We start from the raw sequence: 23,573 nt of genomic DNA, 5'->3' as shown, positions 1-23,573 counted from the left end.
GATGTTCCGCCCGAATCTGGTTCCGGGAATCCTCCAGACCCCTGACTACTCCAGAGCTCTCGATCGCATCTACTTCCCCGACGATACGGACCAGGAACTGGACCGGCGAGTGCAGCTGCGGATAAAACGACAGGCAGTCATCACCCGACGTGTGCGTCCGATAACGCTGAAAGTGATTCTGCAGGAAGCTGCCTTGAGGACGTTGGTGGGAAGCCGGAAGACGATGGCAGCGCAGCACCGGCACATCGCGGACATCAGTACTCGCGACAACGTGGAGGTGCGGATACTTCCCTTCGCAGCGGGATTCCCCGTCGGTCTGTACGTCGGGCCGTACGTGATCCTGGACTTCGGCTTCGACTCGAAAGGGGAGAAGGTAGCGCCGTCGGTTGTCTTCCTCGAAGGCTACGCGGGCGACATGTACCTTGAACGAGCGCAGGATGAGCGGATGTACCGGAAGGCGTTCGCTGCCACCGAGAGCGCGGCGTTGGACCCGGTGCAGAGCAGGCACCTGCTCCGGCAGGTAGCGAGGGAGTTGGCGGTATGAAGGTCGATCTATCCACGGCTGAGTGGTTCAAGAGCACGCGCAGTGCCGGTGGCTCGGAATGCGTCGAAGTCGCGTTCCTCGACGGCGGCGTCGGTGTCCGCGACTCGAAGAATCCCGCCGGTCCGGCGTTGGTCTTTTCTCCGGCCGAATGGGATGCGTTCACCGCCGGAGTTACTGAGGGTGAGCTTCCCGGTTCCAGTCGATAACGGCGGTCTTTGCCGCTGGACCGGCTCGGTTGGAGGTGCTCGACATTGCGCGCGAGTCTTCCGGTTATCGATGCCGACAGGGCACCGGCCCGAAAGACTCGCGCGGCGAACGGAATCGAACCGTCAGACGTTGACCCCGTAGTCCCGGGCGATGCCCGCGAGCCCGGAGGCGTAGCCCTGGCCGATGGCGCGGAACTTCCACTCGTTGTTGTGGCGGTAGAGCTCGCCGAAGATCATGGCCGTTTCGGTGGAGGCGTCTTCGGTGAGGTCGTAGCGGGCCAGTTCGACGCCGGTGGCGGCGTCGACGACGCGGATGAAGGCGTTGCGGATCTGGCCGAACGACTGGCCGCGTGCGTCCGCGTCGTGGATGGACACCGGGAAGAAGATGTTGGTGATGTTCGGCGGCGTGGCGGTGAGGTCGATGTTGATCACCTCGTCGTCGCCCTCGCCCGCGCCGGTGAGGTTGTCGCCGGTGTGCTCGATGGATCCATCGGGCGAGCGCAGGTTGTTGTAGAAGACGAAATGCTGATCGGACAGCACTTTCAGATTCGGTCCGCAGGCGAGCGCACTGGCGTCGAGGTCGTAGTCGGCGCCGGTGGTGGTGCGCACGTCCCAGCCGAGCCCCACCGACACCTTGGTGAGATTCGCGGCCTGCTTCGACAGCGAGACATTGCCGCCTTTGGCCAGAGTGACGCTCATGATCCCCTTCCGCGCGGCACGGCCGGTGCCGCCTCTTTCTCTGCTCCCGGGAACGCCGGGCCGATCTAGTTCTGGTGTTCTGCCCAGGATCTCAGGGTGTCGACCCGGCCCTTCAGCGCGCGCAACTCGCTCTCGTCGTCGAGCACCGTGCGCTGGATGCCTTGCACGACCGCGAAGGCCGACTGGCGATGGTCGTCGATCACGTCGACGTCGATGCGGACGGCGGCGTAGTCGGCGGCGTCGGGCATCTGCTCGGCGACCACGTGTGCGGTGCCCCTTGCGCACATCGCCACGTTGCCTCCACCGAGGATCAGCAGGGCGACCTCGGGATGTTCGCGCAACCGCGCCAGCGAACCGCGATCGTACTTGAGGCTGATCAGGATGCGCCGGTCACCGGCCCGCACCGGCCAGGACACCGGAATCGCATGCGGTGCAGGGTCGGTGGTCACCAGTACACCGATCGTCTCCAGTGGCCATTCCGGGAGCGCGTCCAGCTCGGGATGATCTGTCGAGTTGTGCTGACGTTGGGCGGGGCTCGCTCCGGCTGCCATCTTCGTCACCTCATGGATCGTCGAGCGCGGCGGGCTGTGCCGCGCTTGATAGCAGTCTAAGGCGCTGTGCGCCTTGCGCGCTGGCGCTGGGCGCTTTGTCCGGACCGCGCTTCGGTGACCAGCGGCGCGTGCCCGGCGCCGGTCAAGCCGAGATCAGCGCGGGAATGTCGAGCGCGGCGGCCCAGTCCCTGGCCATGTCGCGCACGCGGACCGCTGCCGACGCGTCGTGTCGCGCGTGCTCGCCCATCTGCACGGCGCCGCGCGCGGCGAGTTTCTCGGCGATGATCTCGCCGCCGCGGTTGAACGTGTCGCCGTACACGATGTCGCCGAGCCCGAAGACGGCGAAGCGCAGCCCGCGCAGATCCGGCGTGTCGCGGTCGAGCGCGGCGGCGAAGGGTTCGGCGCCGGTCGGCAGCTCGCCGTCGCCGTAGGTCGAGCACACGACGACGTGGAAGTCGCGGACGTCCAGATCCGCGAGGTCGAAGTCCGTCATGTCGTGCACCGAGACGTCGTGCGCCCCGCGCAGCTCCGCGGCGATGGTGTCCGCCGCGGACTCCGCGGTGCCCATCTCGGATCCGAACAGAATGACGACGCGCACCGGCACAACCCTTCCTCTGATGATATGGTGAGCCTATCCTAACTATATTGCCCAGTGTGTGCCACGGCCGTGGGCAGCGCACGGGCAGGGGCGGTTCAGCCGCACCGATTGACGGAATGTCGAGCGCGTTGCATCATTCGTAGAGGTGCCCGGAGTTTCCTGGGCAGACCACTCTTCCAGCCGGCCGATGACTGTCCGGCGTGCGGCTGCCACCCGTGCCCTTCGATCGTTCCCGCACGAGTGCAGCGCTTCCATCCATGACGCCATGCGCGTCCGGCCGTGAGTGAGGTGAAACGAAATGGTCTACCAGTCGTCTACATACCGGGTGATCAATTCGTACCCGCGCTTCGGCACCCTTCCCCACTTCTGAATGTCACCGCGCCAGGCGCGCGGTCCTCGCACGTCGATGCCCCGGCATCGACGGATCGGCGCTCGGCGCGGTGCCCCGGACGCAATCTTCAGACCGGTGGTTCGACGGAAGTGGAGGCAGTCATGACGGACAGGGGAGCAGTGGATTCGGGGGCGGTGGAAATGGTCACGCGGGCCATGGCGAGCAATCTCGCCGTGTCCGCGGCGATGATCGAGGATCTCGGCTACCTGCGCGCGGAACTGGCCGCCGCGGAGGTGCCGTTCCTGCTGGTGCGCGACAGCGGGCACCGGCTCGTGCTCGCGGCCGACGCGGCGCAGCGCCTGATGGTGCGCCGGGTGACCGCCGCGGCGATGTCGGCGGGGTTCTCCTGTGTCGAATTGCGGCACAACGTCTTCCGGCTCGGGCGCGACCACGACCCGGCGCACCATGTCGAGCTGGAACTGTGGGAATACCACGGCGACACGGTGACCTGCCCGCGCCCGAACGCGCTGACCCGCCCGGTCTTCGACCTCGCCGACGTCCAGCGCACGCAGGTGCGGCTGTTCGACCGGACCTGGCCCACCCTGGCGGACATGTTCGCGCCGCAGACCGGTGACGTCGGGTTCGATATCGACCTGGTGTTCTCCTGGGTGGACGGCTCCGATCCGGAATTCCGCGCCCGCCGCGCCGGGATGCTCGCTCAGGTCGTGGTCGGCGAGGGCGACGACGCGGACGCCAGGATCCGCCAGATCGACGAGTTGAAGTACGCCCTGCGGTCGGTGCACAAGAACGCGCCGTGGATCCGCAGGATCTTCATCGCGACCGACTCCACGCCGCCGGAGTGGCTGACCGCGCATCCGAAGGTGACCGTGGTGCCTGCGGCGGACCACTTCCGGGACGTCAGCGGCTTGCCGGTGTTCAATTCGCACGCGGTGGAATGCCAGTTGCAGCACATCGACGGGCTCAGCGAGCACTTCCTGTACTCCAACGACGACATGTTCTTCGCACGTCCGGTGCGTCCGTCGATGTTCTTCACGCCGGGCGGCGTGAGCCGATTCATCGAAGCGGACACCAGGATCGGGCCCGGACGCAACAACGAGCGGCGCAGCGGTTTCGAGAACGCCGCCCGGGTGAACCGGGCGCTGCTGGCGGAGCGCTTCGGGTATGTCATCACGCGCCACCTGGAGCACACGCCCGCGCCATTGCGACGCAGCGTGCTCATGGAGATGGAGGAGGAGTTCGCCGCGGACTTCGCGCGCACGAGCGCGAGCCGGTTCCGCGCGGCCACCGACATCTCGGTCACCAATTCGCTGTATCACTACTACGCCATGCTCACCGGGCGCGCGGTGCCCCAGGAGTCGGCGAAGATGCGGTACGTCGACACGACCAGCTACCACGGTTTGGCTTTGCTGGACGGGCTGGCGCGTCATCGCGACGTCGACTTCTTCTGCCTCAACGACGGCAGTTTCCCCGAGGTCGCCGAGTCCGACCGGGTGCGGATCGTCTCGGAGTTCCTGGCCCGCTACTACCCCGAGCCCGCGCCGTGGGAACGGCTCAGTACACCGCCTCGTCATCCGCTTCCGGAGTCGACGCAGGGCGCCGCATGACGTGCGGGATGCGCGCGGCGGGCGGGATCACGATGCCCTCCTCCGTCAGCCGTTGCCGCGCCTCCTCCGGCGTGGCGGGAGCGCCCACCGTGCGACCGCGCTCGATGGGCACCACCGAGTGCACGACGGTGTCCGGATAGATGTGCACGTAGTTGAAGGCCTGCGCGCCATCCCGGCCGCGCAGGCCACCCTGCGCCACACCGAGATCCTGGCTGTAGCAGGTGGCCGACGCCACCGAGACGGGGATGCCCGCGAACGTGGCGCTGGTGGAGAAGTGCAGGTGCCCGGCGAGGATGGCGCGCACGTCGGTGCCGTCCAGCACGTCGGCCAGTCGGCGCTGATCCCGTAGTTCCACGGTGACGGCGAGGTCGATCACGCACGGCACCGGAGGGTGGTGCATAGCCAGGATGGTGCCGAAGGGCGCGGGCTCGGCCAGGACCGAGCGCAGCCACTCCAGCTGGTCGTCGGAGATCTCCCCGTAGTGGTGGCCGGGCACCGAGGTGTCCAAGGCGACGATGCGCAATCCGTCGATCAGATGCACCCGGTCCAGCGGGGAAGTGGTGGGGTACTCGTGGAGCAGGCGGGCGCGGAGGGCGGCGCGGTCGTCGTGGTTGCCGGTGACCCACACGATGGGCGCCTGCAAACTTCTTGCGAATGGTTCGACGATCGACTTCAGCTTGGCGTACGCGGCGGGCTCGCCCCGGTCGGTGAGGTCGCCGGTGAACACGATCGCGGTCGGCCGGATCCCGCTCGCCGCGGCCTGGTCCAGCAGTTGCCGTAACCGTAGGTCGGCGTCGACATCGCCGTACAGGGGGTCGTGGCCCGCGATGAGATGTGTATCGCTGAAGTGGAACAACACATGATCCGGACGCGGATACTCCGCGACTCTGGTGATGGACACCGGACCGAATCCCTCCTGGCGGTTTGCCCGCCATTGGCTTGGCTCCGTCGCCACGATAGCGCCGGTTACGGACAGGTTTCCCGGCGGTTGATGAAGACTCGCTTGCGGGAAGGTGAGGTTTCGGTGTCGGACGCTGGGTGAACGCGGGTGGATGTGGGATTGGTCACCGACCGAGGGCGTCGGCGGTGCGCAGGGCGTCCACAACCATCGCGGCATCCACCGTGAAGGGTTCGTTGTGGATCGTCTCGCCCGGAGCGGTCGCACGCTGTGCGATGGCCGCCAGTGTCTCGTCGTCGGCATCGGGCAGCCCGAGGGCGGCCAGCGTGGTCGGCAAACCGACCTCGGCGCAGAAATCCAGCACCGTGCCGATCTCGGACGCGGGCGCGCCCTCGAGCACCAATTGGGTGAGGGTGCCGAACGCGACCTTCTCGCCGTGCAGGAACGGGCGCGTTCGCGCGGCGGCGGTCAGACCGTTGTGCACGGCGTGCGCGGCGGCCAGCCCGGACGATTCGAAGCCGAGTCCGGAGAGCAAGGTGTTGGCCTCGACGACGCGCTCCAGCGCCGGTGTGACGCCGCGGGTGCGGACTGCGGTCAGCGCCTGCGCGCCGTCGGCGAGCAAGGTGCGATAGCAGAGTTCGGCCAAGGCGGTGGCGCTGCGCGTGGAGGCGCCGCCGCGCATGTTGCGCACCTGGGCGGCGCTGCACGTGCGCGCCTCGAACCAGGTCGCCAGGGCGTCGCCCATGCCCGCGGCGAGCAGCCGGGCCGGGGCCTGCGCGACGACCGAGGTGTCCACCAGCACCAGCGCCGGATTCCGCCGCACGAGCTGATACGCCTCGAACTCGCCCGCGTCGGTGTAGATCACCGACAACGCGCTGCACGGTGCGTCGCTGGAGGCGGTGCTCGGGCAACTGATCATCGGCAGATCGAGGTCGTCGGCGACCGCGCGGGCCGCGTCGAGCACCTTGCCGCCGCCTGCCCCGAGGACGACCGTGCTGCCTGATTCCTCGACGGCGTGGGCGATCCGGGCGATCTCGGCCCGGCTGCATTCGCCACCGGACAGATGGATCGAATAGGCGATCTTCGCGTCCGTCAGCGAGCGCTCCCAGGTGTTTGCCAGCAGCCGGAAAGCGCTGGAGCCCGCCACGATGAGCACCGGCCCGCCGATGCCGAGGCGGGTCATCTCCGCCCCGAGCGCGGCGGTGGCGTCCCGGCCCTGCACGTAGTGCCCCGGCGAGGAGAACACGCTCAGCATCCGGCACCTCCCGATCCCGGGCCGCGCACGTCATCCCGGCCCGGCCGACGACGTTTTCAACGCTACGCGACACACCCTCCGCCACGGTCGTTGTCGAGAGAACCCGCACACGTGGAGCGCCGACGGTGATGGCCGAACCGGGTCGGCGCGAGTCCAGTTGCCGTCGTCGGTGCCCACGGTCGCGATCGCACGTTCCGGCACCGGCAGGCCGGGAGTCCGCCGGACCTTCGCGATCGCACGGTCCGAGCACGGGTCCCGAGCGCCGAAGCTCCGGTCGAAGCCGCTGCGGGCGCTGCCCCGCGACGGGCCGTCGGGCGGGTACACGGCGGGTTTCGAGGCATTCCCGTCCCGGGCTGGACTAGCTGCTCCGAGGCCGCCCTTCGGCACCGCGAATGGCGTGCCGGGGCAGCCCCGGAGCGGGGTAGGCGTCCGTCGTGGACCACGTCGGACCGGTGGAGCCCAACTTGTCGTTCGGCCGGTTGCCCCGCCGATGCGGCTTCGGCGATCGCGAGAGCCGTCCGACGACACGGAGGTGCCCGGAGCGCGGTCGGGACCGATCAGCTCTGGGTCGTGAGGGTCTCCGGGAGCAGGTGCGGCCGGTCGCGGTCCTTCTCGTCCAGCAACGCGAAGTAGCGGCGCAGCATGAGGATCGCGGTGGTGGCCAGGCCCGCGGTGAGTCCCCACCAGACGCCCGCCGCGCCGAGCCCGGCCGGATAGGCCAGCAGCAGGGCGACGGGCAGGCCGACGCCCCAGTAGCCGATCAGGGAGAGCCGGAAGCCCGCGTCGGTCGCCTTCAGCCCGCGCAGCAGGCCGGTGCCGATGTTCTGAGCGGCGTCGAAGAATTGCAGCACGATGCCGATCAGCAGCAGGGTGTGCGCGACCTGGACGGTGTCGGCGTCCGAGGAGTCCAGGAAGGGGCGCAGCACCAGATCGGGGGCCATCACGTACACAGCGCCCGTCACCGCGGCGATCACCGCGGCGTGCCGCAGCGCCAGCCAGGCCAGTGCACGGGCGTGCGCGTGCTCGTCGCGCGCGACCGCGTGGCTGACCAGGATCGAGGCGCCGTGCGAGAGACCGATCGCCACCTGGAACACGATGTAGATGATCTGGTAGACGACGTTGTGCGCGGCCAGCGCCGCCGGGCCGATGCTGCCCATGACCAGCGCGAGCACCGAGAACATGCCGGCCTCGGAGCCGTAGGTCAGCGCGATCGGCGTGCCCAGTCGCAGCTCGGCGCGCACGGTGGTGAGCCGCACCGGCAGCGGCGTGCCGGGCAGGGTGCGGCCGAGTTCCTCGTCGCGCCACACCATCACCCAGAACACGCCGAAGGTGATCAGGAAGACCAGCGAGGTCGCGACACCGATACCGGTGAGCCCGAGTTCGGGCAGGCCGCCCTTGCCGTGGATGAAGCCCAGCGCCAACAGCAGATTCAGCACCACCGAGCCGAGCGTCACCAGCAGCAGCGCCTGCGGGCGCTGCATGCCGACCGTGTACTGGCGCAGCACCTGGAACCACAGGCACGGCAGCAGGCCCGGCGCGAGTGCCATCATCAGCGGGCGGGCGTCGGCGAGCACTCCCGGGTCCTGTCCGAGCCAGGGCAGCGCCCAGCCGAGCCCGATCAGCACCGCACCGCCGAGCAACCCGGCGATCGTGGCGATCGCGAAGCTCGAGCGCAGCAGGTCGCGGATCTCCGGATCCGGTGATTCGCCGCGTTTGCCCGCCGCGCTCACGGCGGTGGCGATCTGGTTGCCGCTGCCGGTGATCAAACCGACGCACATGGTGCGGATCTGGTTGAACAGCACGATCGCCAGGCCGCCCGCGGCCACCTGCCGCACGCCGAGCGTGCCCATCAGCGCGATGTTCGTGGTGGATACCGCGATCTGGGCGAGCTGGGTCAGCGCGATCGGCGTCGCGAGCGCGGTGAGCCGCCCGCCGTCGCCGCGGAAACTCGTCACGATCACCGGTTCTCCTTCACAGAGGGCGGGAGCGTCGTCCCGCGCGGGCGCAGCGTCGCACCGTACCAACGACCGGACCTCACCGCGCTTCCACCAACGTGTTCCTGGCGGCGGGCGTGTAGCGCCGCAGCAGCAGCGCGATCTCGCGTTCGGTGCCGGGGTCGAGCAGGTCGCGCTCGTTCATCCACTCGTCGTCGAACACCGTGTCCAAGTACTTCTCCCCGCCGTCGCACACGATGGTGACCACGGTGGAGCCCGGCGGGAACTCCTCCAGCCGGGTGAGCGCGGCGTACACCGAGCCGCCCGCCGACCCGCCGATCATCAGCCCCAGTTCGGCGGCGACCGCGCGGGCGGTCGCGAAGGCCGCCACGTCGGTGACCTTCACGCCCTCGTCCAGCAGCGAATAGTCAACGGCGGTGCCGATGGTGGCGCCCGGCGGGGTGCCGGTGCCCGACTGCCAGTACGGACCGCCCGGCCCGCCGAAGGCGATCGAGCCGACCGGTTCGACCCCGATGACGTGCGGCGTGCAGCCGAGCTGGCGCAGCCGGGTCGCGGTGCCGAACAGCGAACCTCCGGTTCCCACGGCGGACAGCAGGATGTCGACCCGGTCGACGTCCTCGAGCAATTCCTCGGCCACCGGGTAGTAGCCCACCGCGTTGGCGTCGTTGTTGTGCTGCTCGGTGAAGTACGCGTCCTCCCGCTCGGCCGCCATCGCCTCGGCCAGGTCCTCCCGTGCCGAGGTGGCCAGGTTGTCGTCGCCCTCGTCGGCGACGAACACCAGTTCCGCACCCATTGCCCGCATCGCGCGCAGTTTGTCCTTACATGCGTGATGGTCGACCACTGCGGTGAAGCGATACCCACGTTCCGCGGCAACTACCGCGAGGCCGAGCCCGGTGTTGCCGGATGTGGACTCGATGATATGTCCGCCACTGCGTAGCAAACCGCGACGCTCGGCGTCGAGCACCATTTCGCGCGCCATCCTGATCTTGGCCGCACCGGTCGGGTTGAACTGCTCCAGTTTGAGCAGCAGGCGGGTGCCGGACGCGGTGGCCGCGAGCTCGAACAGCGGCGTGCGGCCGATCAGATCCGTCACGCGCGTGACGAGCGGCATCGAGGTCTCCTGGTTCTGGTCGGGAAGTCGGGTCAGCTGCCGTCGCGGGTCCAGCGGAAGCGATCGCCGGGTGCGTCGTGCAGTACGACTTTCGGTGGGATGGGCAATTCGTGAAACGCGGACTCGTTCGAATCCATCTGATAACCGGCGGTATTCGGGTAGATCAGCAGATCGCCGACCTCGGCGGAGCGGGGCAGCGGCACCCGCCGCCAGCTCAGCATGTCGGAATCCAGACAGGTGGCGGCCCCGACGCTGGTCGGCGTCGCGGTGCCGGGTCGTGCGGGCCACAGCACCGGATCGGGCAGGTACTCGCTGTCGAACCATTGCTCCGAGAGACTGAGGCTGGTGCCGTCCACGGTGAGCAACCGGTAGGGCTGGCCGTGCGCGTGCCTGGTCTTGCTGCCTTGGACGCGAAAGACGGTGCAGCCCGCGTGCGCGAGCAGCGCGCGCCCCGGTTCGACGGCCAGCCGTACGGCGTTGTCGCGCAGTCGTCCGGCGAGATCCGCGTGGTCGAGGATCTGCGCGAGCATGGCCGCGCCGGGCACCGGAAAGTGGTACGGATAGTACGAATCGAAGGCCTTGCCGGAGTGGAACCACTGCCTGCCCGCCCGCGCCGTGAACTCCATCGCCGCGTCCGCCGGAACGTAGTCGACGCCGAACCCGCCGCCGATCGACACGGTGGTGGCCGGATGCCCCAGCGTGCGCGCGTGCAGACAGCGGGCGATCAGCTCGCCCGCCAGTTCCGCGCGCGCCACCGCGTCGTAGCCCGACAGATGGAAACTGAAGCCCTCCAAGCGAATCGAATCGCGTACGCCGCACAACGCGAGGGCTTCCTCGATTTCGCCGGAGGTCATGCCGAACCGGCTGGCCGAGGCCGCGGGCAGCACGCGGATCAGCACTCGCGCGGGCCCGTCGGCGGGCGCCAGCGCGGCGAGCCGTTCGAGCTCGCCGAGATCGTCCACGGCGATCAGGGCACCGTGCCGGGCGGCCAGCCACAGCAGGGCGTCCGCTTTCGCCGGTCCGGTCACCATGAGCTCGGCACCGCGCACGCCTTGTGCCAGCGCGGCGGTCAGCTCGCCGACGCTGGCGACGTCGACGCCCGCACCGTGTTCCGCGCAGGCCCGCGCGACGCACGCGGCCTTGTTCGCCTTCTTGCCGAAGTAAATGGCACCTTGCACGCCGGCGCTCTCGAAAGCGGCGCGGAACGCCCGGATGTTGTGGCCGACCCGCGCCGGGTACATCACGTGGAACGGCCCGCCCATCGTGAAAGCGAGGTCACCGAGCAGATCCGGATCGGCGAACAGGCGGCGCTCCCACGGATCGAGATGCGCGGGCATCGGTGACGCGCTGATCGAATCGCGCGTGGCCGCCTCGTCCGCGGGCTCCACGGTGACACTCGCGTGTTCTAGTCCCACCGTGCACCTCCGTGCGCTAGTCCCACAGCGGTACCTCCGTGCCACGGCCTTCCGCGATCGCCCGCTCCGCCAGCGCGTGGGCCACCGCGATGTCGGTCAGCACCAGCCCGCTGTTGTAGACGAAGAGGCGCTCGTCGTCGGAGCGGCGCGCGACCGCACGGCGATCGAGGATCTGCGGCAGCTCGGCGTCCACCGTGCGCAGCGTGCCGTCGGGTCCGGCCATGTCGGTGCCGGTCAGCGCCATCTGCTCGGCGCTGGTCGCGATCACGCGGTCGGCATCGGTCAGCGCGGACGGCGCGAGCCCGTAACCGACCAGCACCGCCACCGAACCGGGCGCCAGATCGTCGGATTCGAGCGCCACTTCGGTGGCCGGGCCCGCCGTGGCCAGCACGACATCGGCCGTGGCCGCCGCGGCGCGGGGATCGGTGACGGTCTCGAGCAGCGCGTGCGGATGGTGCTCGGCGAGCACGCGATGCACGGCTGCCAGGCCCTCGGGGTGCGTGCCGTAGACCATCAGCTTGCGCAGCTGCGGGTTCGCGGCGAGCAGATGCGGAAGGGCGTTGCGGCCCTGGGTTCCGGTGCCGATCAGCAGCACGCTCTCCGCGCCCCGCCGGATCGTCTCGCGCACCAGCAGAGCCGACACCGCGGGCGTGCGCAACGCGCCGACCCGCGCGCAGTCCATCATCGCGATCGGCGCGCCGGTGCTGTCGTCGTAGAGCGTGATGGTCGTGTAGTACCGCTTCGTGCTGCGATCGTGGCCGGGGTCGAACTTGTAGGAGGTCTTCATCGCCACCACGCGCCTGCGGCCGTCCCGGCCGAGCATGGCGTAGGCGACCGACCAGCCGTCGGGGTTGGCGACGCTGAGCTTGCGCGGATTGTCCGAATCACCCGCCGCCAGGGCGAGATACGCCTCCTCCACGGCGCGTACCACCGCGGCCGGTGTGATCGGCACGTCGGCGAGGTCGCTTCGGCTCAACACCCGCAGGGGTGTGCTTCGGTCACGCGTGCTCAAGGGGTCCTCGATCATGTCGTACTGCATCCCGCTCATGAGTGCCGCTCTGAACCGGCGGGGTGGCCGCCGTCCGGAACGGGGCTACGGTTTGTTGCCCGTAGCCATTCTCGTCGGCTTCCTCGGCCCGCCGCCGCCGTTCCGGAAGCCGGATGTTCACTCGCTTGAGCCACCGGTCGGTGCCGTCGTACCGCGCGGTGAACGGCACTCGGCCGTGCACGGCGACGTCGTTGTCCACGAGCAACAGCTCGCCGGGGGCGAGCGACGCGGTGACGCGGACGCGTTCGAGCTCGGCGGCGAGTTGTTCATAGGCCGCGCGGAATTCCGGGTCGGCGTCGTCGAGCGGCGTGTACGCCGGGTCGTAGCGCAGCGTCTGCCGGTCGGCGCCCGCGACGCTCCACAGCGTCGGAATCGGTGCGGCCGGGTAGGTTTCGTGACCGTCGCCGTAGGAGACGTCCGGCAGGATCGGCAGTGCGGGCGTGCTGAGCAGTTCGCGTTGCGCGGTGGACAGTTCGATCCGGCGCACCGACGACACGGTGGTGCCGACCAGATCCGGGTTACGTAGGCAACCGAGCATCAGCAGGTGGGCGCGCTCCGGATGGAAGGCGTCCTCGGTGTGCGGGCTGAGCAGCGCTTTGCTGCTGGCGCCGGACTGTTCGTGTTCGTGACCGGCCGCGGGAACGATATTGTTGACCAATCGGCCGTCCTGCTGGCCCTGCCAGCCGAACGGCTCGCCCGCGCTCCGCGCCAGCAGCAGCATCACCAAGTCGAGTTCGAACGAACGCGCGCGCCGCTCCGGATCTCCGCTCCAGCGCGCCGCCTCCCGCCAGCTCGGCGGAGTCGGTCCGAATTCGTTGTCCACCAGCGGAAGACGACCGACGACCGTGGCACCCGCCGGGGTGGCGGGCGGGCGCATGGCGTGGCGCACTTCGGCGGGGAGCCGTGCGGCGCCCGCATCGATCCGTTCGATGAGCGCGGGGTCCGAGAGGGTGCGCGCCGCGGCCGCCGGATCGGCGAGTGCGAGATCGAGCGTGACCGATATCTCTCTGGCGAGAGCGCGCACCGCGCGGCCCGCTTCCGGGGAAAGCTCGCGTCGTTCGAGGTCTAGGGGGTGAAGCGGCTTACGTTCGGAGAGAACGCTTTTCACCGGGTATCCCTTCTTCGCAGCAGTGGGAAAAGCAGGGTTCACGATTAGTATGGGAAGGTAGCCCTTTGTAGGAAGTGAAGCAAGGCTTACCTAAGCGAGTCGGCAAAAAATAGCCGAATCGCATAACTTCGGCTCGGGTGAAGTCGGCCCTGTGGACGTGTCGGGGCTCGGTCGGGGGTTTGCGGGAGATGCGCCCTTGCACTGCCGTTTTGATGCCGGTATCGGCGAGTCGCGCCGTGCATTAGGCTAGCCTGTCCTGATCGAGGCACTGTGTGCGGTACCGCCGTGGGTTCGGTTCAGGAAGAGGGGCAGCACAATGGTTTTGAATCGAAGGGACCTGCTGCGGTCGAGTCTCGGCGTGGGGGCTGTGCTGCTGGTGGCCGCTTGTTCCGATGACGCCGACGTGTCCGGGCCCGCTCGGCCTGGCGGCACGCTGCGAGTCGGCGCGCTCGGCACCGCGGCGCGCATCGAACGCGATCCGCACGCCAACCTCAGCAACGACAGCGACTTCCTCGTCACCTCCCTGGTCTACGACGCCCTCACTGTGCCGGGCGGCAACCCGAACGTCGTTCCCCGTCTGGCGAATCGGTGGGAGCCGGACGCCGACCGGCGGCGCTGGAGCTTCACCCTGGCCGAGAACGCGACCTTCCACGACGGGACACCGGTGACGTCCGAAGATGTCGTGTGGTCGCTGCGCAGGCTGCGCACGGTCGGTGGCGCGTCGAAGATGCCGGTGGCCGTGGAGGACATCTCCGCCGACGGGCCGAACCGGGTGGTGCTGGCCGTGCCCGAACCGAATACCCAACTGCCGCTGCTGGTGCGGCTGATGACGTTCACGGTCAAGAAGGACACCACCGATTTCACCAAGGCCGTGGGCAGCGGACCGTTCCGGTTGGAGTCCTATCAGGGCGGCAACGCCCGGCTGGTGCGCAACGAGCGGTGGCACGGCGGGCCGCCGCCGCTGGACGCCATCGAGGTAACCATGTTCGAAAGCGTGACCGCGCTGGGCAACGCGGTGCTCGGCGGGCAGATCGACCTGGCCTCCAACGTCGGCGCCATCGCGGGCCGCACCGCCGAGGGACGCGGCGATCTGGCCGTCGTGCGCCGACCGAACGACACGGTGGTCGGTGTCGCCATGCGCAGCTCCGACGGCCCGTTCGCCGACGCACGGGTGCGCACCGCCCTACGGCTCGGCGTCGACCGCAAAGCCTTGGTCAACCAGGTGCATTCCGGATACGGAACGGTGGCCAACGACATTCTCGGCACGGCCGATCCGCTCTACGACACCTCCCTCGCCCAGCGCACCCGCGACCTCGATCGCGCGAAAGCGCTGTTGCGCGAGGCGAAATTCGACACCGGGCGCGGCTACCCCTTCGTCACCAAGGCCGAGGCGCCCGGTGAGGTGGAATCGGCGAAGGTGATCGCCACCCAGCTCGCCGAGATCGGCGTCCGGCTGGACGTGGTCACCCAGGAGCCGAACGCCTTCTACGACCAGACCTGGTTGAAGGCGCCGCTGTACACGATCTCCTGGGGTACCAACGACTCCACCCTCTTCTTCGCGAGCAAATTGCTTTCGAGCGGATCGAACCGCAACGAAACCGGTTTCAAGGACGCCGAATTCGACGCCGCGACCGCGAAAGCGCTCGCCGCGCGCACCGACGCGGAGTACCGGCAGGCGAATCAGGAGTTGCAGCGCATCCAGTACGAGCGCGGCGGCTACCTGGTCTGGGGCATGGCCGACGGCATCGACATCGCCGCCTCCCGGGTGCGCGACCTGCCCACGCTCGGCGGGTTCGCCAGGGTCCAGCTGGAGAAGGCCTGGCTGGCCGGGTGATGCTGTTCGCGCGACTGCTGCTCCGGCGCGTCATCCTGCTGGTGACGCTGCTGGCCTGCGTCTTCGTCGCCGTGGACCTGCTGCCGGGCGACGCCGCCCGCGCCGTCCTCGGCCGGGAGGCCACGCCCGAGCAGATCGCCGCCAAAGAACACGAACTCGGGCTGGACCGTCCCCTGGCGGTGCGGTTCTGGAACTGGATCGCGGGCGTCGTGACCGGCGATTTCGGACGTACCGCGCGCGGACGGCCGGTCGACGACCTGCTCGTCGACAAGTTCCCGCCGACGCTGCTGCTCGGCGGTATCGCCCTCGCGGTGACCGTGCTCGCGTCGCTCGCGCTCGGCGCGTGGTGGGCGACGCGTCCGGGCAGCGTGGCCGCGCGTGTCTTGCAGCCGACGACGACCACCGCGGTGGCCGTTCCCGAATTCGTGATCGCCACGGTGCTGATCCTGGTGTTCGCGCTGGCGCTGGGCTGGCTGCCCGCCGTGACCATCACCGGCCGGTCGGGGATGCCGGCCGGACCGGAGATGCTGGTGTTGCCGGTGCTCGCGCTCGCGTTGCCCCAGATCGGATGGAACACCAGGGTGGTGCGCGCCGCCTTGTCCGACGCCGCGCTGGCTCCGCACGTGGAAAGCGCTGTGCTGGACGGTATTTCGGGCCGTGCGGTGCTGGCGCGGCACGTGCTGCCGTTCGCGTCGCCGACGATCGTCGCCAGCTTCGCCACCACGGTCGGGATGCTGCTCGGCGGTGCTCTGGTGGTGGAGACCGTGTTCAACTATCCCGGTCTAGGGGCGGTCCTGGCCGGTTCGGTGGCCGATCGGGACACTTCGGTGGTGGCCGCGGTGGTCGCGTTGTCCGGGGTGCTCATCATGGTCGTGCTCGCCGCCGCCGACGGCATCCGCGCCTGGTCGTTGCGGGGGCGGCGATGACGGCTCCCGCGAAGATCGCGAGCCCGGCGCGGCGGCGGCTCGGGCGGCTGGCCGTCGCGCCCGCTCTGCTGGTCACGCTGGCGGCGGCGCTGGGACCGACGCTGGCGCCGCACCCGGCGGAGGAAGCGATCGGCATCCCGTTCGGCGATCCCGCTGCCGGCGCGCCGTTGGGCACCGACCGGCTCGGCCGCGACGTGCTCAGCCAGTTGCTCTATGGCGGTTGGGGATTGCTGCTGGTGGCCGCGGTGATCGCGGTGTCGGTGACCGGACTGTCGTGTGTCCTCGGCGCGGTCGCGGCGCTGCGCCCGCGGATCGGCCAGTGGATCGAACTCGGCACCGACTTGTTCATCCTGCTACCCGCGGTGCTGGGGATTCTGCTCGTGCTGACCTCGTGGCCCGACGCGGGAACCCTGGGACTGATCGTCCTGGCGCTGCTGTTCGGCGTTCCCTATTGCGCGCGGATCTTCACGGCCGCAGCCGCTGGGGTCGCGGCGTCCGGATATGTCGAGAGCGCGCGAGCCGCCGGTGAGTCGCTCGGGCACCTGATATTCCGGGAAGTGATCCCGAACCTGCGCGCGGTGTCGACGACTCAGCTCGGGCTGCGTTTCGTGGCGGCGGTCTATCTGGTGAGCACGGCGTCCTTCCTCCAGTTGCCCACGACGCTCGGTGCGAGCAACTGGGCGGTCATGGTGCGCGAGAACGCCTCCGGCATGCTGCTCAACCCCTGGGCCGTGCTCGCTCCGAGCCTCGCGATCGCGATCGTCGCGGTGAGCGTGAACCTGGCGGTGTCGGCGTTCGGGCGAGGGGAGCGGGAATGAACGTGAACGTCACGACGAGCGCGCGTCGGACGGCCGAGGCGAATGGCGCCGGGCAGGTGCGGGCCGATCTCGTCGCGGTCGACGGCCTGACCGTGCTGGGTCCGGACGGTCGAGAATTGGCCGGACCCGCGACTTTCCGGATACCGGCGGGCACGGTCACGGCGCTCACCGGCCCGTCCGGGTCGGGCAAGACCACGGTGATGCGCGCACTGCTCGGGCAACTCCCGTCCGCGGCGGCGCGCACGACGGGCTCGGCATCGGTTGCCGGACAGAATGTGCTGGCGCTCGATCGCGTTGCGCTGCAACGCTTCCGACGCCAGCATATCGCTTACGTCGGGCAGGATCCCGGGTCGGCGCTGAACCCGCTGCTGCGCGTGCGCGCCCTGTTACGCGAGGTCGCGCCCCGCGCGCCCGAGTCCACCCTGATCGACACGCTCGCGCTGGTCGGTCTGTCGCCGGACTACCTTCGACGCCGCCCCGGTGAATTGTCCGGCGGTCAGCAGCGTCGCGTCGCCCTCGCCAGGGCGCTGATCCGCCGGACCGGCGTGCTTGTGCTGGACGAGCCGCTGGCCGGGCTGCACGGCGCACTGCGCACCGATATCGCCGGGCAGCTGGCGGCACTCGCCCGCGAGCGTTCGGCGGCGATCTTGCTGTCCGGCCATGACACCGCTCTTGTGCACTCGATCGCCGACGACATCATCGAACTCGGCGCGGTCCGTCCGGCGTCCCCGCCTGCGTCTCCGTCGGGCGGTACACAGGTGTGTGCCGGTGAACGGCGAAGTGCTCTCCCTCCGCCGGACGTCGCCTCGACCGGAGAGCGAGCGCGCAACTGTCACAAGCCTTCGGCCGTCTCGACGGACAACCGACCGCCCGACGTCGTGCTGCGCGCCGAGAACATCAGCGCCTCGATCGACGGACACCGAGTGCTCGCCGACATCGACCTCGCGCTGGAGGCGGGCTCGGCGCTCGCGGTGGTGGGCGCGTCGGGCGCGGGCAAGACCACCTTGGCTCGCGTGCTCGCGGGGCTGCACCATTCGGCGACCGGATCGCTCGAACTGCGTGGCGACCCGATCACCGTTGGGGCGAACCGGCGAATTCACCCCGGCGCGGGCGGCATTCAATTGGTCACTCAAAACCCCCGGTCCGCGCTCAACCCGCGCCGCACCGTGGCGCAAACGCTCGGCCGCCCTTTGCGGCGGATCGGGCGGGTCGCACGCCGGGATCTTTCTCCCCGAATCGCCGAACTGCTCGCCGCGGTCGAGCTGTCCGCCGACCTGGCCGCCCGCTATCCGCACGAACTGTCCGGCGGCCAGCGGCAACGGGTGGCGCTGGCCCGCGCCCTCGCCGCCGAACCGGCCGTGCTCCTGTGCGACGAGATCACTTCGGCGCTGGACCACACCACCGCGGCGGCGATCATGGCGCTGCTGGATCGGATCCGGTCCGAACGTGACACCGCCTTGCTGGTCATCACACACGACATGGCCTTGGTCGCCGGATACTGTCCCCGGCTGATCGTCCTCGACCAGGGATGCGTCGTCGAATCCGGGGACACCGGAACGGTGCTCACCGCGCCGACGCACAGCGCGACCAGCGAACTGCTGGTCTGACACGGCGTCCGTGCGGGTCATACGCGCTTTCGACACGCAGTGCGCTCCGTCACCGGCTTGCCGCGGGCCCGCGCCGTCATCTGGATGATGGAAGGGTGTTGCGAAAGACCGGCGTCTCGGCCGCCATCGTGGTGCTCCTCGGGCTCGCCGGTTGCGGGACCGACCGCACCCCGATCCCGGAGGGCATCCCGCCCGGCCCGGGCGCCCCGCTGCCCGTGATCGACCTGGACGCTCCCGGTCGCACCGCCGTCCAGTTGCGCGGCTGGGCCGATGAGCAGGCCGATGGGCTCGGCATACCGCCGATCGCGCTGGAGGCGTACGGCTACGCGGCGGCCGTGATGACCAGGGCCCGTCCCGACTGCGGCATCGCGTGGACGACGCTCGCGGGCATCGCGAGCGTGGAGAGCAAGCACGGCACCCATCGCGGGGCGCAGCTCGGCGCGGACGGCTCGGTCCGCCCGCCGATCATCGGAGTCCCGCTGGACGGCTCGCCGGGCGTCGCGTTGGTGCGGGACACCGACGGCGGCGTGCTCGACGGCGATCCGGAGCACGATCGCGCCGTCGGCCCGCTGCAGTTCATCCCGGAGACCTGGAAGCGCTGGGGCGTCGACGCCAACGGAGACGGCGTCGCGGATCCGCAGAACATCGATGACGCCGCGCTCACCGCAGCCAGGTATCTGTGCGCCAGCGGCGGCGACCTCACCTCCGAGCACGGCTGGCAGCGGGCGTTGCTCACCTACAACCAGTCGCACAGCTACCTGTTGACCGTGCGCGACCGGGCCGCGAGCTACAGCATCGGCCGCCGGGTGTGATCTCCCGGTCGCCGGAGTGCCGGTTACCCGCCTCGCCGCCGGGACGATAGGCTCGCAGCGCACGGCCCATCCCGTGAGACATACCGTGTCAGCAGCCGAAGGAGTGTCTTTTTCGTGGCCATCATCGAACAGGTCGGAGCTCGCGAGATCCTCGATTCGCGCGGTAACCCCACCGTCGAGGTCGAGATCGCTCTCGACGACGGCACCCTGACCCGGGCGGCTGTGCCCTCCGGCGCGTCCACCGGCGAGCACGAGGCCGTCGAACTGCGCGACGGCGGCGAGCGCTACGGCGGCAAGGGCGTGCGCAAGGCGGTCGAGGGCGTGCTCGACGAGATCGCGCCCGCCGTCATCGGCCTGGACGCCGTGGAGCAGCGCACCGTCGACCAGGTGCTGCTCGACCTCGACGGCACCCAGGACAAGTCCCGGCTCGGCGCCAACGCCCTGCTCGGTGTCTCGCTGGCGGTGGCCCGCGCCGCCGCCGAGTCCTCCGGCCTCGAACTGTTCCGCTACCTCGGCGGCCCGAACGCGCACGTGCTGCCCGTCCCGATGATGAACATCCTCAACGGCGGCGCGCACGCCGACACGGGCGTCGACGTGCAGGAATTCATGGTCGCCCCGATCGGCGCGCCCACCTTCAAGGAGTCGCTGCGCTGGGGCGCGGAGGTCTACCACGCGCTGAAGTCGGTGCTGAAGGCCAAGGGCCTGTCCACCGGCCTCGGTGACGAAGGCGGTTTCGCGCCCGACGTGGCGGGCACCAAGGCGGCGCTCGACCTGATCAGCGAGGCCATCGCCAAGACCGGCCTGAAGCTGGGCAGCGACGTGGCGCTGGCGCTGGACGTGGCCGCCACCGAGTTCTTCACTTCCGGCAGCGGCTACAAGTTCGAAGGTGTGGTGCGTTCGGCCGAGGAGATGGCGCAGTTCTACGCCGAGTTGATCGCCGCCTACCCGCTGGTGTCCATCGAGGACCCGCTGTCGGAGGACGACTGGAACGGCTGGGTGACCCTGACCGACCAGATCGGCGAGAAGATCCAGCTCGTCGGCGACGACCTGTTCGTCACCAACCCGGAGCGCCTGGAGGAGGGCATCGCCAAGGGCGCCGCCAACGCGCTGCTGGTCAAGGTGAACCAGATCGGCACCCTCACCGAGACCCTGGACGCGGTGGAGCTGGCGCATCGCAACGGCTACAAGACGATGATGTCGCACCGTTCCGGCGAGACCGAGGACACCACCATCGCCGACCTCGCCGTCGCGGTGGGCAGCGGCCAGATCAAAACCGGCGCCCCGGCGCGCAGTGAGCGGGTCGCCAAGTACAACCAGCTGCTGCGCATCGAGGACGCGCTCGGTGATTCGGCGCGCTACGCGGGTGACGTCGCGTTCCCCCGCTTCGCGTTCGAAGGCTGAGCTGGGGCACGAACCCCGGGAGTACCGCGAAGTAGAGACCGAGGCGTGAGATGACGGAGCGACGTGCGCGTGGGACCAGTCCGGCCGGACGCGGGGACCGCCGCACGTCGCGTGCCGCCGGATCGCGCCCGGCCGACTCCGCCGCCAAGCGCGGTCGCAGGCGATCGGAGCCCGCGGAGAAGCCGAAACCGCGCAAGACGGGTTCGGTCGGCGACAGGCACGACCACACGTTCCTGGGCCTCTCCACCGGCAAGGCGGTGATCCTCGCGATGGTGGTGTGCGGGCTCGCGCTCACCCTCGCCGTGCCGATGCGCACGTATTTCACCCAGCGCGCGGAGGCAGCGCAGCTGGCGCAGCAGCGCGAGGAACTCGAGACGGATCTGGCCCGGTTGCGGGATCGTCGTGCGCAGCAACAGGATCCGGCCTACATCCGCAGCGAGGCGCGGGACCGCCTGCGTCTGGTGATGCCCGGCGAGACGCCGTATATCGTGCAGGTGCCCGGCATCGAGGCGCCCGCGCCGCCGCCCGCGCCCACCAGAGCCAGGGACCCCCAGCCTTGGTACACCGATTTGTGGCGCAGCATCTCCGAGCCGCAGCCGACGCCCTAGGCTGCCGCGCCACCACCTCGAGCACCGGAAGGACATAGGTGACCGCACCCACCGACCAGGATCTCGCGATCATCGCCGAGCAGCTGGGCCGTGCGCCGCGCGGCGTGCTCGCCATCGCCTACCGCACCCCGGACGGGATCCCGGCCGTTGTGAAGACCGCGCCCCGGTTGCCGGACGGCACCCCCTTCCCGACCCTCTACTACCTCACCGATCCCCGGCTCACCGCGGAGGCGAGCAGGCAGGAATCGGCCGGCGTGATGCGGGAGATGACCGAGCGGCTCGCCGCGGACGAGGAGCTGGCCGCCGCCTACCGCGCCGCGCACGAGAGCTATCTGGCCGAACGCGACGAAATCGAATCGCTCGGCACGGATTTCACCGGCGGCGGGATGCCCGAGCGGGTCAAGTGCCTGCACGTGCTGATCGCCCACGCATTGGCCAAGGGGCCGGGCGTGAATCCGCTCGGCGACGAGTCGGTGGCGCTGGCCGCCGAACACGGCCTGCGCGGCACCGCGATTCCGGCCGACTGGCCCGCGTCCCGGCCGAGTAGCGCGCGAGAGACTGGAGCACAGTGATGAGTGACCGGGTAGCCGCCGTGGATTGCGGCACGAACTCCATCCGACTGCTGATCGCCGACGTGCTCGACGACGGGCGCTTGGCCGACGTGCACCGCGAGATGCGCATCGTCCGCCTCGGTCAAGGCGTCGACGCGACCGGCTCGCTGGCGCCGGAGGCGATCGAACGCACCCGCGCCGCCCTGGCCGACTACGTCGCGCTGATGCGCGAGGCGGGCGTCGGCCGGGTGCGGATGGTGGCGACGTCCGCCACCCGGGACGCCGCCAACCGGGAGGATTTCTTCGCCATGGCGCGTGCCGAACTCGGCGCGGTGGTCGCGGGCGCGGAAGCCGAGGTGATCACCGGCGACGAGGAGGCGCGCCTGTCGTTCGCCGGCGCCATCGGCGAATTGTCCAGCGCGGCGGGTCCGTTCGTCGTCGTCGACCTGGGCGGCGGTTCCACCGAGCTGGTGTTCGGGGACAGCGCGGGGGTGCGCGCCGCGTTCTCCGCCGACATCGGCTGCGTCCGGATCACCGAACGGTGTCTGGCGGGCAACCCGCCGACCGCCGAGGAGATCGCCGCCGCCCGCGCCTTCGCCACCGAGCGGTTGACCGAAGCGTTCACGCACGTCCCGGTGGAAGGGGCGCACACATGGGTCGGCGTGGCGGGCACGATGACCACGCTCGCCGCGGTCGCGCTCGATCTCCCCGAATACGACTCGGAGCGGGTGCATCTCACTCGTTTGACCTCGGAGCAGGTGCATCAGGTCTGCGACCGGCTGATCGCCATGGACCACGATGAGCGCGCAGCGCTGGGGCCGATGCACCCCGGCCGGGTCGACGTGATCGGCGGCGGCGCGGTCATCACCGAAGTACTGGCGGAGGAGTTGTCCCGGCGCGCGGGTATTTCCGAGCTGATCGTCAGTGAGCACGACATCCTCGACGGCATCGCACTGTCGATCGCCTGATCCGGCTCGGTCGCGTGGCCGCGGTCAGGTCTGTGGGAGGTGTCCGTTCAGCTTCACCTCGGCGTGCGTCTCGGTTCCGGCGCGGACTCCGATTCCGGCGTGACCCGCACGGCGCGCCTTGCCGATGGCGATATCGGCGAGCCGGGAGAGCGATTCCATGTTCCGCGGCACCAGCAGGAGTTCTTGCAGCGCGTTGGGCATGAGCCGGCCCAACCCGCGTTCGGCGTGCTCGTACATCCGGATCTGGGTCTCGTCGGTCGCGGTCTCGACGAGTTCCAGCCGGATCCACGCGGCGCCGAACGGCGAGAGCTTGGCCTCTAGCTCGAGCATGTGCGGCGGATCCACCGACACGACCTCCGTGGTATCGCTCACGGTGAACGGCCATACGCCCGCGCTGTAGTGCAGCGCCGCGCCGACGCCGGGCCATTCGTCGTCGACGTCGCGAATGTGCGTGGCGCCGACGACCCAGGCGGCGAACAGCCATCCGTCGGCCAGGACGGAGAAAACCTGCTCCGGTGTAGTCGGCACGGTGATTTCCACGTGGACCATCAGCTCAACGCTTTCTGGGTGCGGGCCGGTTTGCCTGTCGATTGCGGGGTGCCCGATAGGTGCGGGGGCAAACCACCGGCCGCGTCCAGGTTCCGCGGCCCGCCTGAACAGAACAAACGAATCCTCCCCGGAGCGCTTCGAGATGCGATCTTCGG

23 protein-coding genes are annotated in these 23,573 nt (G+C 69.7%); 12 read left to right on the top strand and 11 right to left on the bottom strand.

Translation table 11 applies throughout. The annotated features are described in order from the left end of the window. Position 1 precedes the first annotated feature (1 nt). Together ACFV2O_RS32360 and ACFV2O_RS32355 are read left to right on the top strand one after the other, a co-directional pair. Entirely contained in the window at positions 2-544 is a 543-nt protein-coding gene (locus ACFV2O_RS32360; protein WP_379255374.1) for a DUF5753 domain-containing protein, read from the top strand. Further along, positions 541-750, top strand: coding sequence for a DUF397 domain-containing protein (locus ACFV2O_RS32355; RefSeq protein ID WP_379255372.1), 210 nt, complete (start codon positions 541-543; stop codon positions 748-750). The genes ACFV2O_RS32360 and ACFV2O_RS32355 overlap by 4 nt, the downstream gene beginning before the upstream one ends. A gap of 123 nt (positions 751-873) precedes the next feature. Here ACFV2O_RS32355 and ACFV2O_RS32350 read toward each other — a convergent pair whose 3' ends face one another. The 3 genes from ACFV2O_RS32350 to ACFV2O_RS32340 form a co-directional block, all read right to left on the bottom strand. After that, complete coding sequence (locus ACFV2O_RS32350) at positions 874-1,449, bottom strand: TerD family protein (protein ID WP_355074495.1); 576 nt, start codon at positions 1,447-1,449, stop codon at positions 874-876. Positions 1,450-1,514: 65 nt separating this feature from the next. Beyond that, complete coding sequence (locus ACFV2O_RS32345; protein ID WP_379255370.1) at positions 1,515-2,000, bottom strand: pyridoxamine 5'-phosphate oxidase family protein; 486 nt, start codon at positions 1,998-2,000, stop codon at positions 1,515-1,517. Between the two features lie 142 nt (positions 2,001-2,142). After that, entirely contained in the window at positions 2,143-2,598 is a 456-nt protein-coding gene (locus ACFV2O_RS32340) for a flavodoxin domain-containing protein (RefSeq protein ID WP_379255368.1), read from the bottom strand. 492 nt (positions 2,599-3,090) lie between these two features. Here ACFV2O_RS32340 and ACFV2O_RS32335 point away from each other — a divergent pair, with 492 nt between their 5' ends. Next, on the top strand, positions 3,091-4,554 hold the full coding sequence (locus tag ACFV2O_RS32335; RefSeq protein ID WP_379255366.1) for a stealth family protein: 1,464 nt from the start codon (positions 3,091-3,093) through the stop codon (positions 4,552-4,554). On the opposite strand, the gene ACFV2O_RS32330 is transcribed toward ACFV2O_RS32335, so the two are convergent. From ACFV2O_RS32330 to ACFV2O_RS32300, 7 genes are all read right to left on the bottom strand, one after another. Further along, positions 4,502-5,455, bottom strand: coding sequence for a phosphodiesterase (locus tag ACFV2O_RS32330; RefSeq protein WP_379255364.1), 954 nt, complete (start codon positions 5,453-5,455; stop codon positions 4,502-4,504). The genes ACFV2O_RS32335 and ACFV2O_RS32330 overlap by 53 nt on opposite strands. 163 nt (positions 5,456-5,618) lie before the next feature. Then, the gene (locus tag ACFV2O_RS32325) at positions 5,619-6,707 is read right to left on the bottom strand and encodes a glycerol dehydrogenase (RefSeq protein WP_356966828.1); all 1,089 of its coding nucleotides are present in this window, start codon (positions 6,705-6,707) and stop codon (positions 5,619-5,621) included. Between the two features lie 557 nt (positions 6,708-7,264). Then, positions 7,265-8,668, bottom strand: coding sequence for an MATE family efflux transporter (locus ACFV2O_RS32320; protein ID WP_379255363.1), 1,404 nt, complete (start codon positions 8,666-8,668; stop codon positions 7,265-7,267). Positions 8,669-8,741: 73 nt separating this feature from the next. After that, positions 8,742-9,773: a PLP-dependent cysteine synthase family protein gene (locus ACFV2O_RS32315; RefSeq protein WP_379255361.1), complete on the bottom strand. Its 1,032-nt coding sequence runs from the start codon at positions 9,771-9,773 to the stop codon at positions 8,742-8,744. A 32-nt stretch (positions 9,774-9,805) separates the two neighbouring features. Next, positions 9,806-11,110, bottom strand: a complete 1,305-nt coding sequence (locus ACFV2O_RS32310; RefSeq protein WP_379255418.1) for an alanine racemase — start codon at positions 11,108-11,110, stop codon at positions 9,806-9,808. Positions 11,111-11,204: 94 nt separating this feature from the next. Beyond that, positions 11,205-12,215, bottom strand: coding sequence for an ornithine cyclodeaminase family protein (locus ACFV2O_RS32305; RefSeq protein WP_379255416.1), 1,011 nt, complete (start codon positions 12,213-12,215; stop codon positions 11,205-11,207). Continuing rightward, positions 12,187-13,344 (bottom strand): TauD/TfdA family dioxygenase, encoded by a 1,158-nt coding sequence (locus ACFV2O_RS32300; protein ID WP_379255360.1) that lies wholly within the window; start codon positions 13,342-13,344, stop codon positions 12,187-12,189. The genes ACFV2O_RS32305 and ACFV2O_RS32300 overlap by 29 nt, the downstream gene beginning before the upstream one ends. A gap of 316 nt (positions 13,345-13,660) precedes the next feature. Between ACFV2O_RS32300 and ACFV2O_RS32295 the strand changes: the two genes are divergently transcribed. From ACFV2O_RS32295 to ACFV2O_RS32255, 9 genes are all read left to right on the top strand, one after another. Further along, positions 13,661-15,178, top strand: a complete 1,518-nt coding sequence (locus ACFV2O_RS32295) for an ABC transporter substrate-binding protein (protein WP_379255359.1) — start codon at positions 13,661-13,663, stop codon at positions 15,176-15,178. Beyond that, positions 15,178-16,104: an ABC transporter permease gene (locus tag ACFV2O_RS32290; RefSeq protein ID WP_379255415.1), complete on the top strand. Its 927-nt coding sequence runs from the start codon at positions 15,178-15,180 to the stop codon at positions 16,102-16,104. Before ACFV2O_RS32295 ends, ACFV2O_RS32290 begins: the two co-directional genes overlap by 1 nt. Then, positions 16,101-16,922 carry an ABC transporter permease gene (locus tag ACFV2O_RS32285; protein ID WP_379255357.1) on the top strand — a complete coding sequence of 274 codons (822 nt, stop codon included), beginning with the start codon at positions 16,101-16,103 and terminating at the stop codon, positions 16,920-16,922. Before ACFV2O_RS32290 ends, ACFV2O_RS32285 begins: the two co-directional genes overlap by 4 nt. Continuing rightward, entirely contained in the window at positions 16,919-18,529 is a 1,611-nt protein-coding gene (locus tag ACFV2O_RS32280) for an ABC transporter ATP-binding protein (RefSeq protein ID WP_379255355.1), read from the top strand. The genes ACFV2O_RS32285 and ACFV2O_RS32280 overlap by 4 nt, the downstream gene beginning before the upstream one ends. 95 nt (positions 18,530-18,624) lie before the next feature. Continuing rightward, positions 18,625-19,341 carry a lytic murein transglycosylase gene (locus tag ACFV2O_RS32275; protein WP_364428982.1) on the top strand — a complete coding sequence of 239 codons (717 nt, stop codon included), beginning with the start codon at positions 18,625-18,627 and terminating at the stop codon, positions 19,339-19,341. A 114-nt stretch (positions 19,342-19,455) separates the two neighbouring features. Further along, positions 19,456-20,742 carry a phosphopyruvate hydratase gene (gene eno, locus ACFV2O_RS32270; RefSeq protein ID WP_355074472.1) on the top strand — a complete coding sequence of 429 codons (1,287 nt, stop codon included), beginning with the start codon at positions 19,456-19,458 and terminating at the stop codon, positions 20,740-20,742. Between the two features lie 50 nt (positions 20,743-20,792). Further along, positions 20,793-21,350, top strand: a complete 558-nt coding sequence (locus ACFV2O_RS32265; protein WP_379255352.1) for a septum formation initiator family protein — start codon at positions 20,793-20,795, stop codon at positions 21,348-21,350. A gap of 38 nt (positions 21,351-21,388) precedes the next feature. Continuing rightward, positions 21,389-21,922, top strand: coding sequence for a DUF501 domain-containing protein (locus tag ACFV2O_RS32260; protein ID WP_355074468.1), 534 nt, complete (start codon positions 21,389-21,391; stop codon positions 21,920-21,922). Beyond that, entirely contained in the window at positions 21,922-22,869 is a 948-nt protein-coding gene (locus ACFV2O_RS32255) for a Ppx/GppA phosphatase family protein (RefSeq protein ID WP_355074467.1), read from the top strand. Before ACFV2O_RS32260 ends, ACFV2O_RS32255 begins: the two co-directional genes overlap by 1 nt. A 24-nt stretch (positions 22,870-22,893) precedes the next feature. Here ACFV2O_RS32255 and ACFV2O_RS32250 read toward each other — a convergent pair whose 3' ends face one another. Next, positions 22,894-23,418 (bottom strand): SRPBCC family protein, encoded by a 525-nt coding sequence (locus ACFV2O_RS32250; RefSeq protein WP_379255350.1) that lies wholly within the window; start codon positions 23,416-23,418, stop codon positions 22,894-22,896. Positions 23,419-23,573 lie beyond the last annotated feature (155 nt).

It is taken from the genome of Nocardia sp. NPDC059691, from assembly GCF_042733915.1.
Lineage (GTDB): Bacteria > Actinomycetota > Actinomycetes > Mycobacteriales > Mycobacteriaceae > Nocardia > Nocardia sichangensis.
The sequence above is the reverse complement of the archived record's forward strand: the minus strand, read 5'-3'. Positions and strand labels throughout refer to the sequence as shown.

Coding starts and splice junctions, on each gene's coding strand:
- ACFV2O_RS32315 (WP_379255361.1), bottom strand. CDS start 9,773: ATGCCGCTCGTCACGCGCGTGACGGATCTGATCGGCCGCACGCCGCTG.
- ACFV2O_RS32345 (WP_379255370.1), bottom strand. CDS start 2,000: ATGGCAGCCGGAGCGAGCCCCGCCCAACGTCAGCACAACTCGACAGAT.
- ACFV2O_RS32285 (WP_379255357.1), top strand. CDS start 16,101: ATGACGGCTCCCGCGAAGATCGCGAGCCCGGCGCGGCGGCGGCTCGGG.
- ACFV2O_RS32255 (WP_355074467.1), top strand. CDS start 21,922: ATGAGTGACCGGGTAGCCGCCGTGGATTGCGGCACGAACTCCATCCGA.
- ACFV2O_RS32265 (WP_379255352.1), top strand. CDS start 20,793: ATGACGGAGCGACGTGCGCGTGGGACCAGTCCGGCCGGACGCGGGGAC.
- ACFV2O_RS32305 (WP_379255416.1), bottom strand. CDS start 12,215: ATGATCGAGGACCCCTTGAGCACGCGTGACCGAAGCACACCCCTGCGG.
- ACFV2O_RS32335 (WP_379255366.1), top strand. CDS start 3,091: ATGACGGACAGGGGAGCAGTGGATTCGGGGGCGGTGGAAATGGTCACG.
- ACFV2O_RS32295 (WP_379255359.1), top strand. CDS start 13,661: ATGGTTTTGAATCGAAGGGACCTGCTGCGGTCGAGTCTCGGCGTGGGG.
- ACFV2O_RS32280 (WP_379255355.1), top strand. CDS start 16,919: ATGAACGTGAACGTCACGACGAGCGCGCGTCGGACGGCCGAGGCGAAT.
- ACFV2O_RS32290 (WP_379255415.1), top strand. CDS start 15,178: ATGCTGTTCGCGCGACTGCTGCTCCGGCGCGTCATCCTGCTGGTGACG.
- ACFV2O_RS32350 (WP_355074495.1), bottom strand. CDS start 1,449: ATGAGCGTCACTCTGGCCAAAGGCGGCAATGTCTCGCTGTCGAAGCAG.
- ACFV2O_RS32250 (WP_379255350.1), bottom strand. CDS start 23,418: ATGGTCCACGTGGAAATCACCGTGCCGACTACACCGGAGCAGGTTTTC.
- ACFV2O_RS32360 (WP_379255374.1), top strand. CDS start 2: ATGTTCCGCCCGAATCTGGTTCCGGGAATCCTCCAGACCCCTGACTAC.
- ACFV2O_RS32310 (WP_379255418.1), bottom strand. CDS start 11,110: ATGCCCGCGCATCTCGATCCGTGGGAGCGCCGCCTGTTCGCCGATCCG.
- ACFV2O_RS32325 (WP_356966828.1), bottom strand. CDS start 6,707: ATGCTGAGCGTGTTCTCCTCGCCGGGGCACTACGTGCAGGGCCGGGAC.
- ACFV2O_RS32355 (WP_379255372.1), top strand. CDS start 541: ATGAAGGTCGATCTATCCACGGCTGAGTGGTTCAAGAGCACGCGCAGT.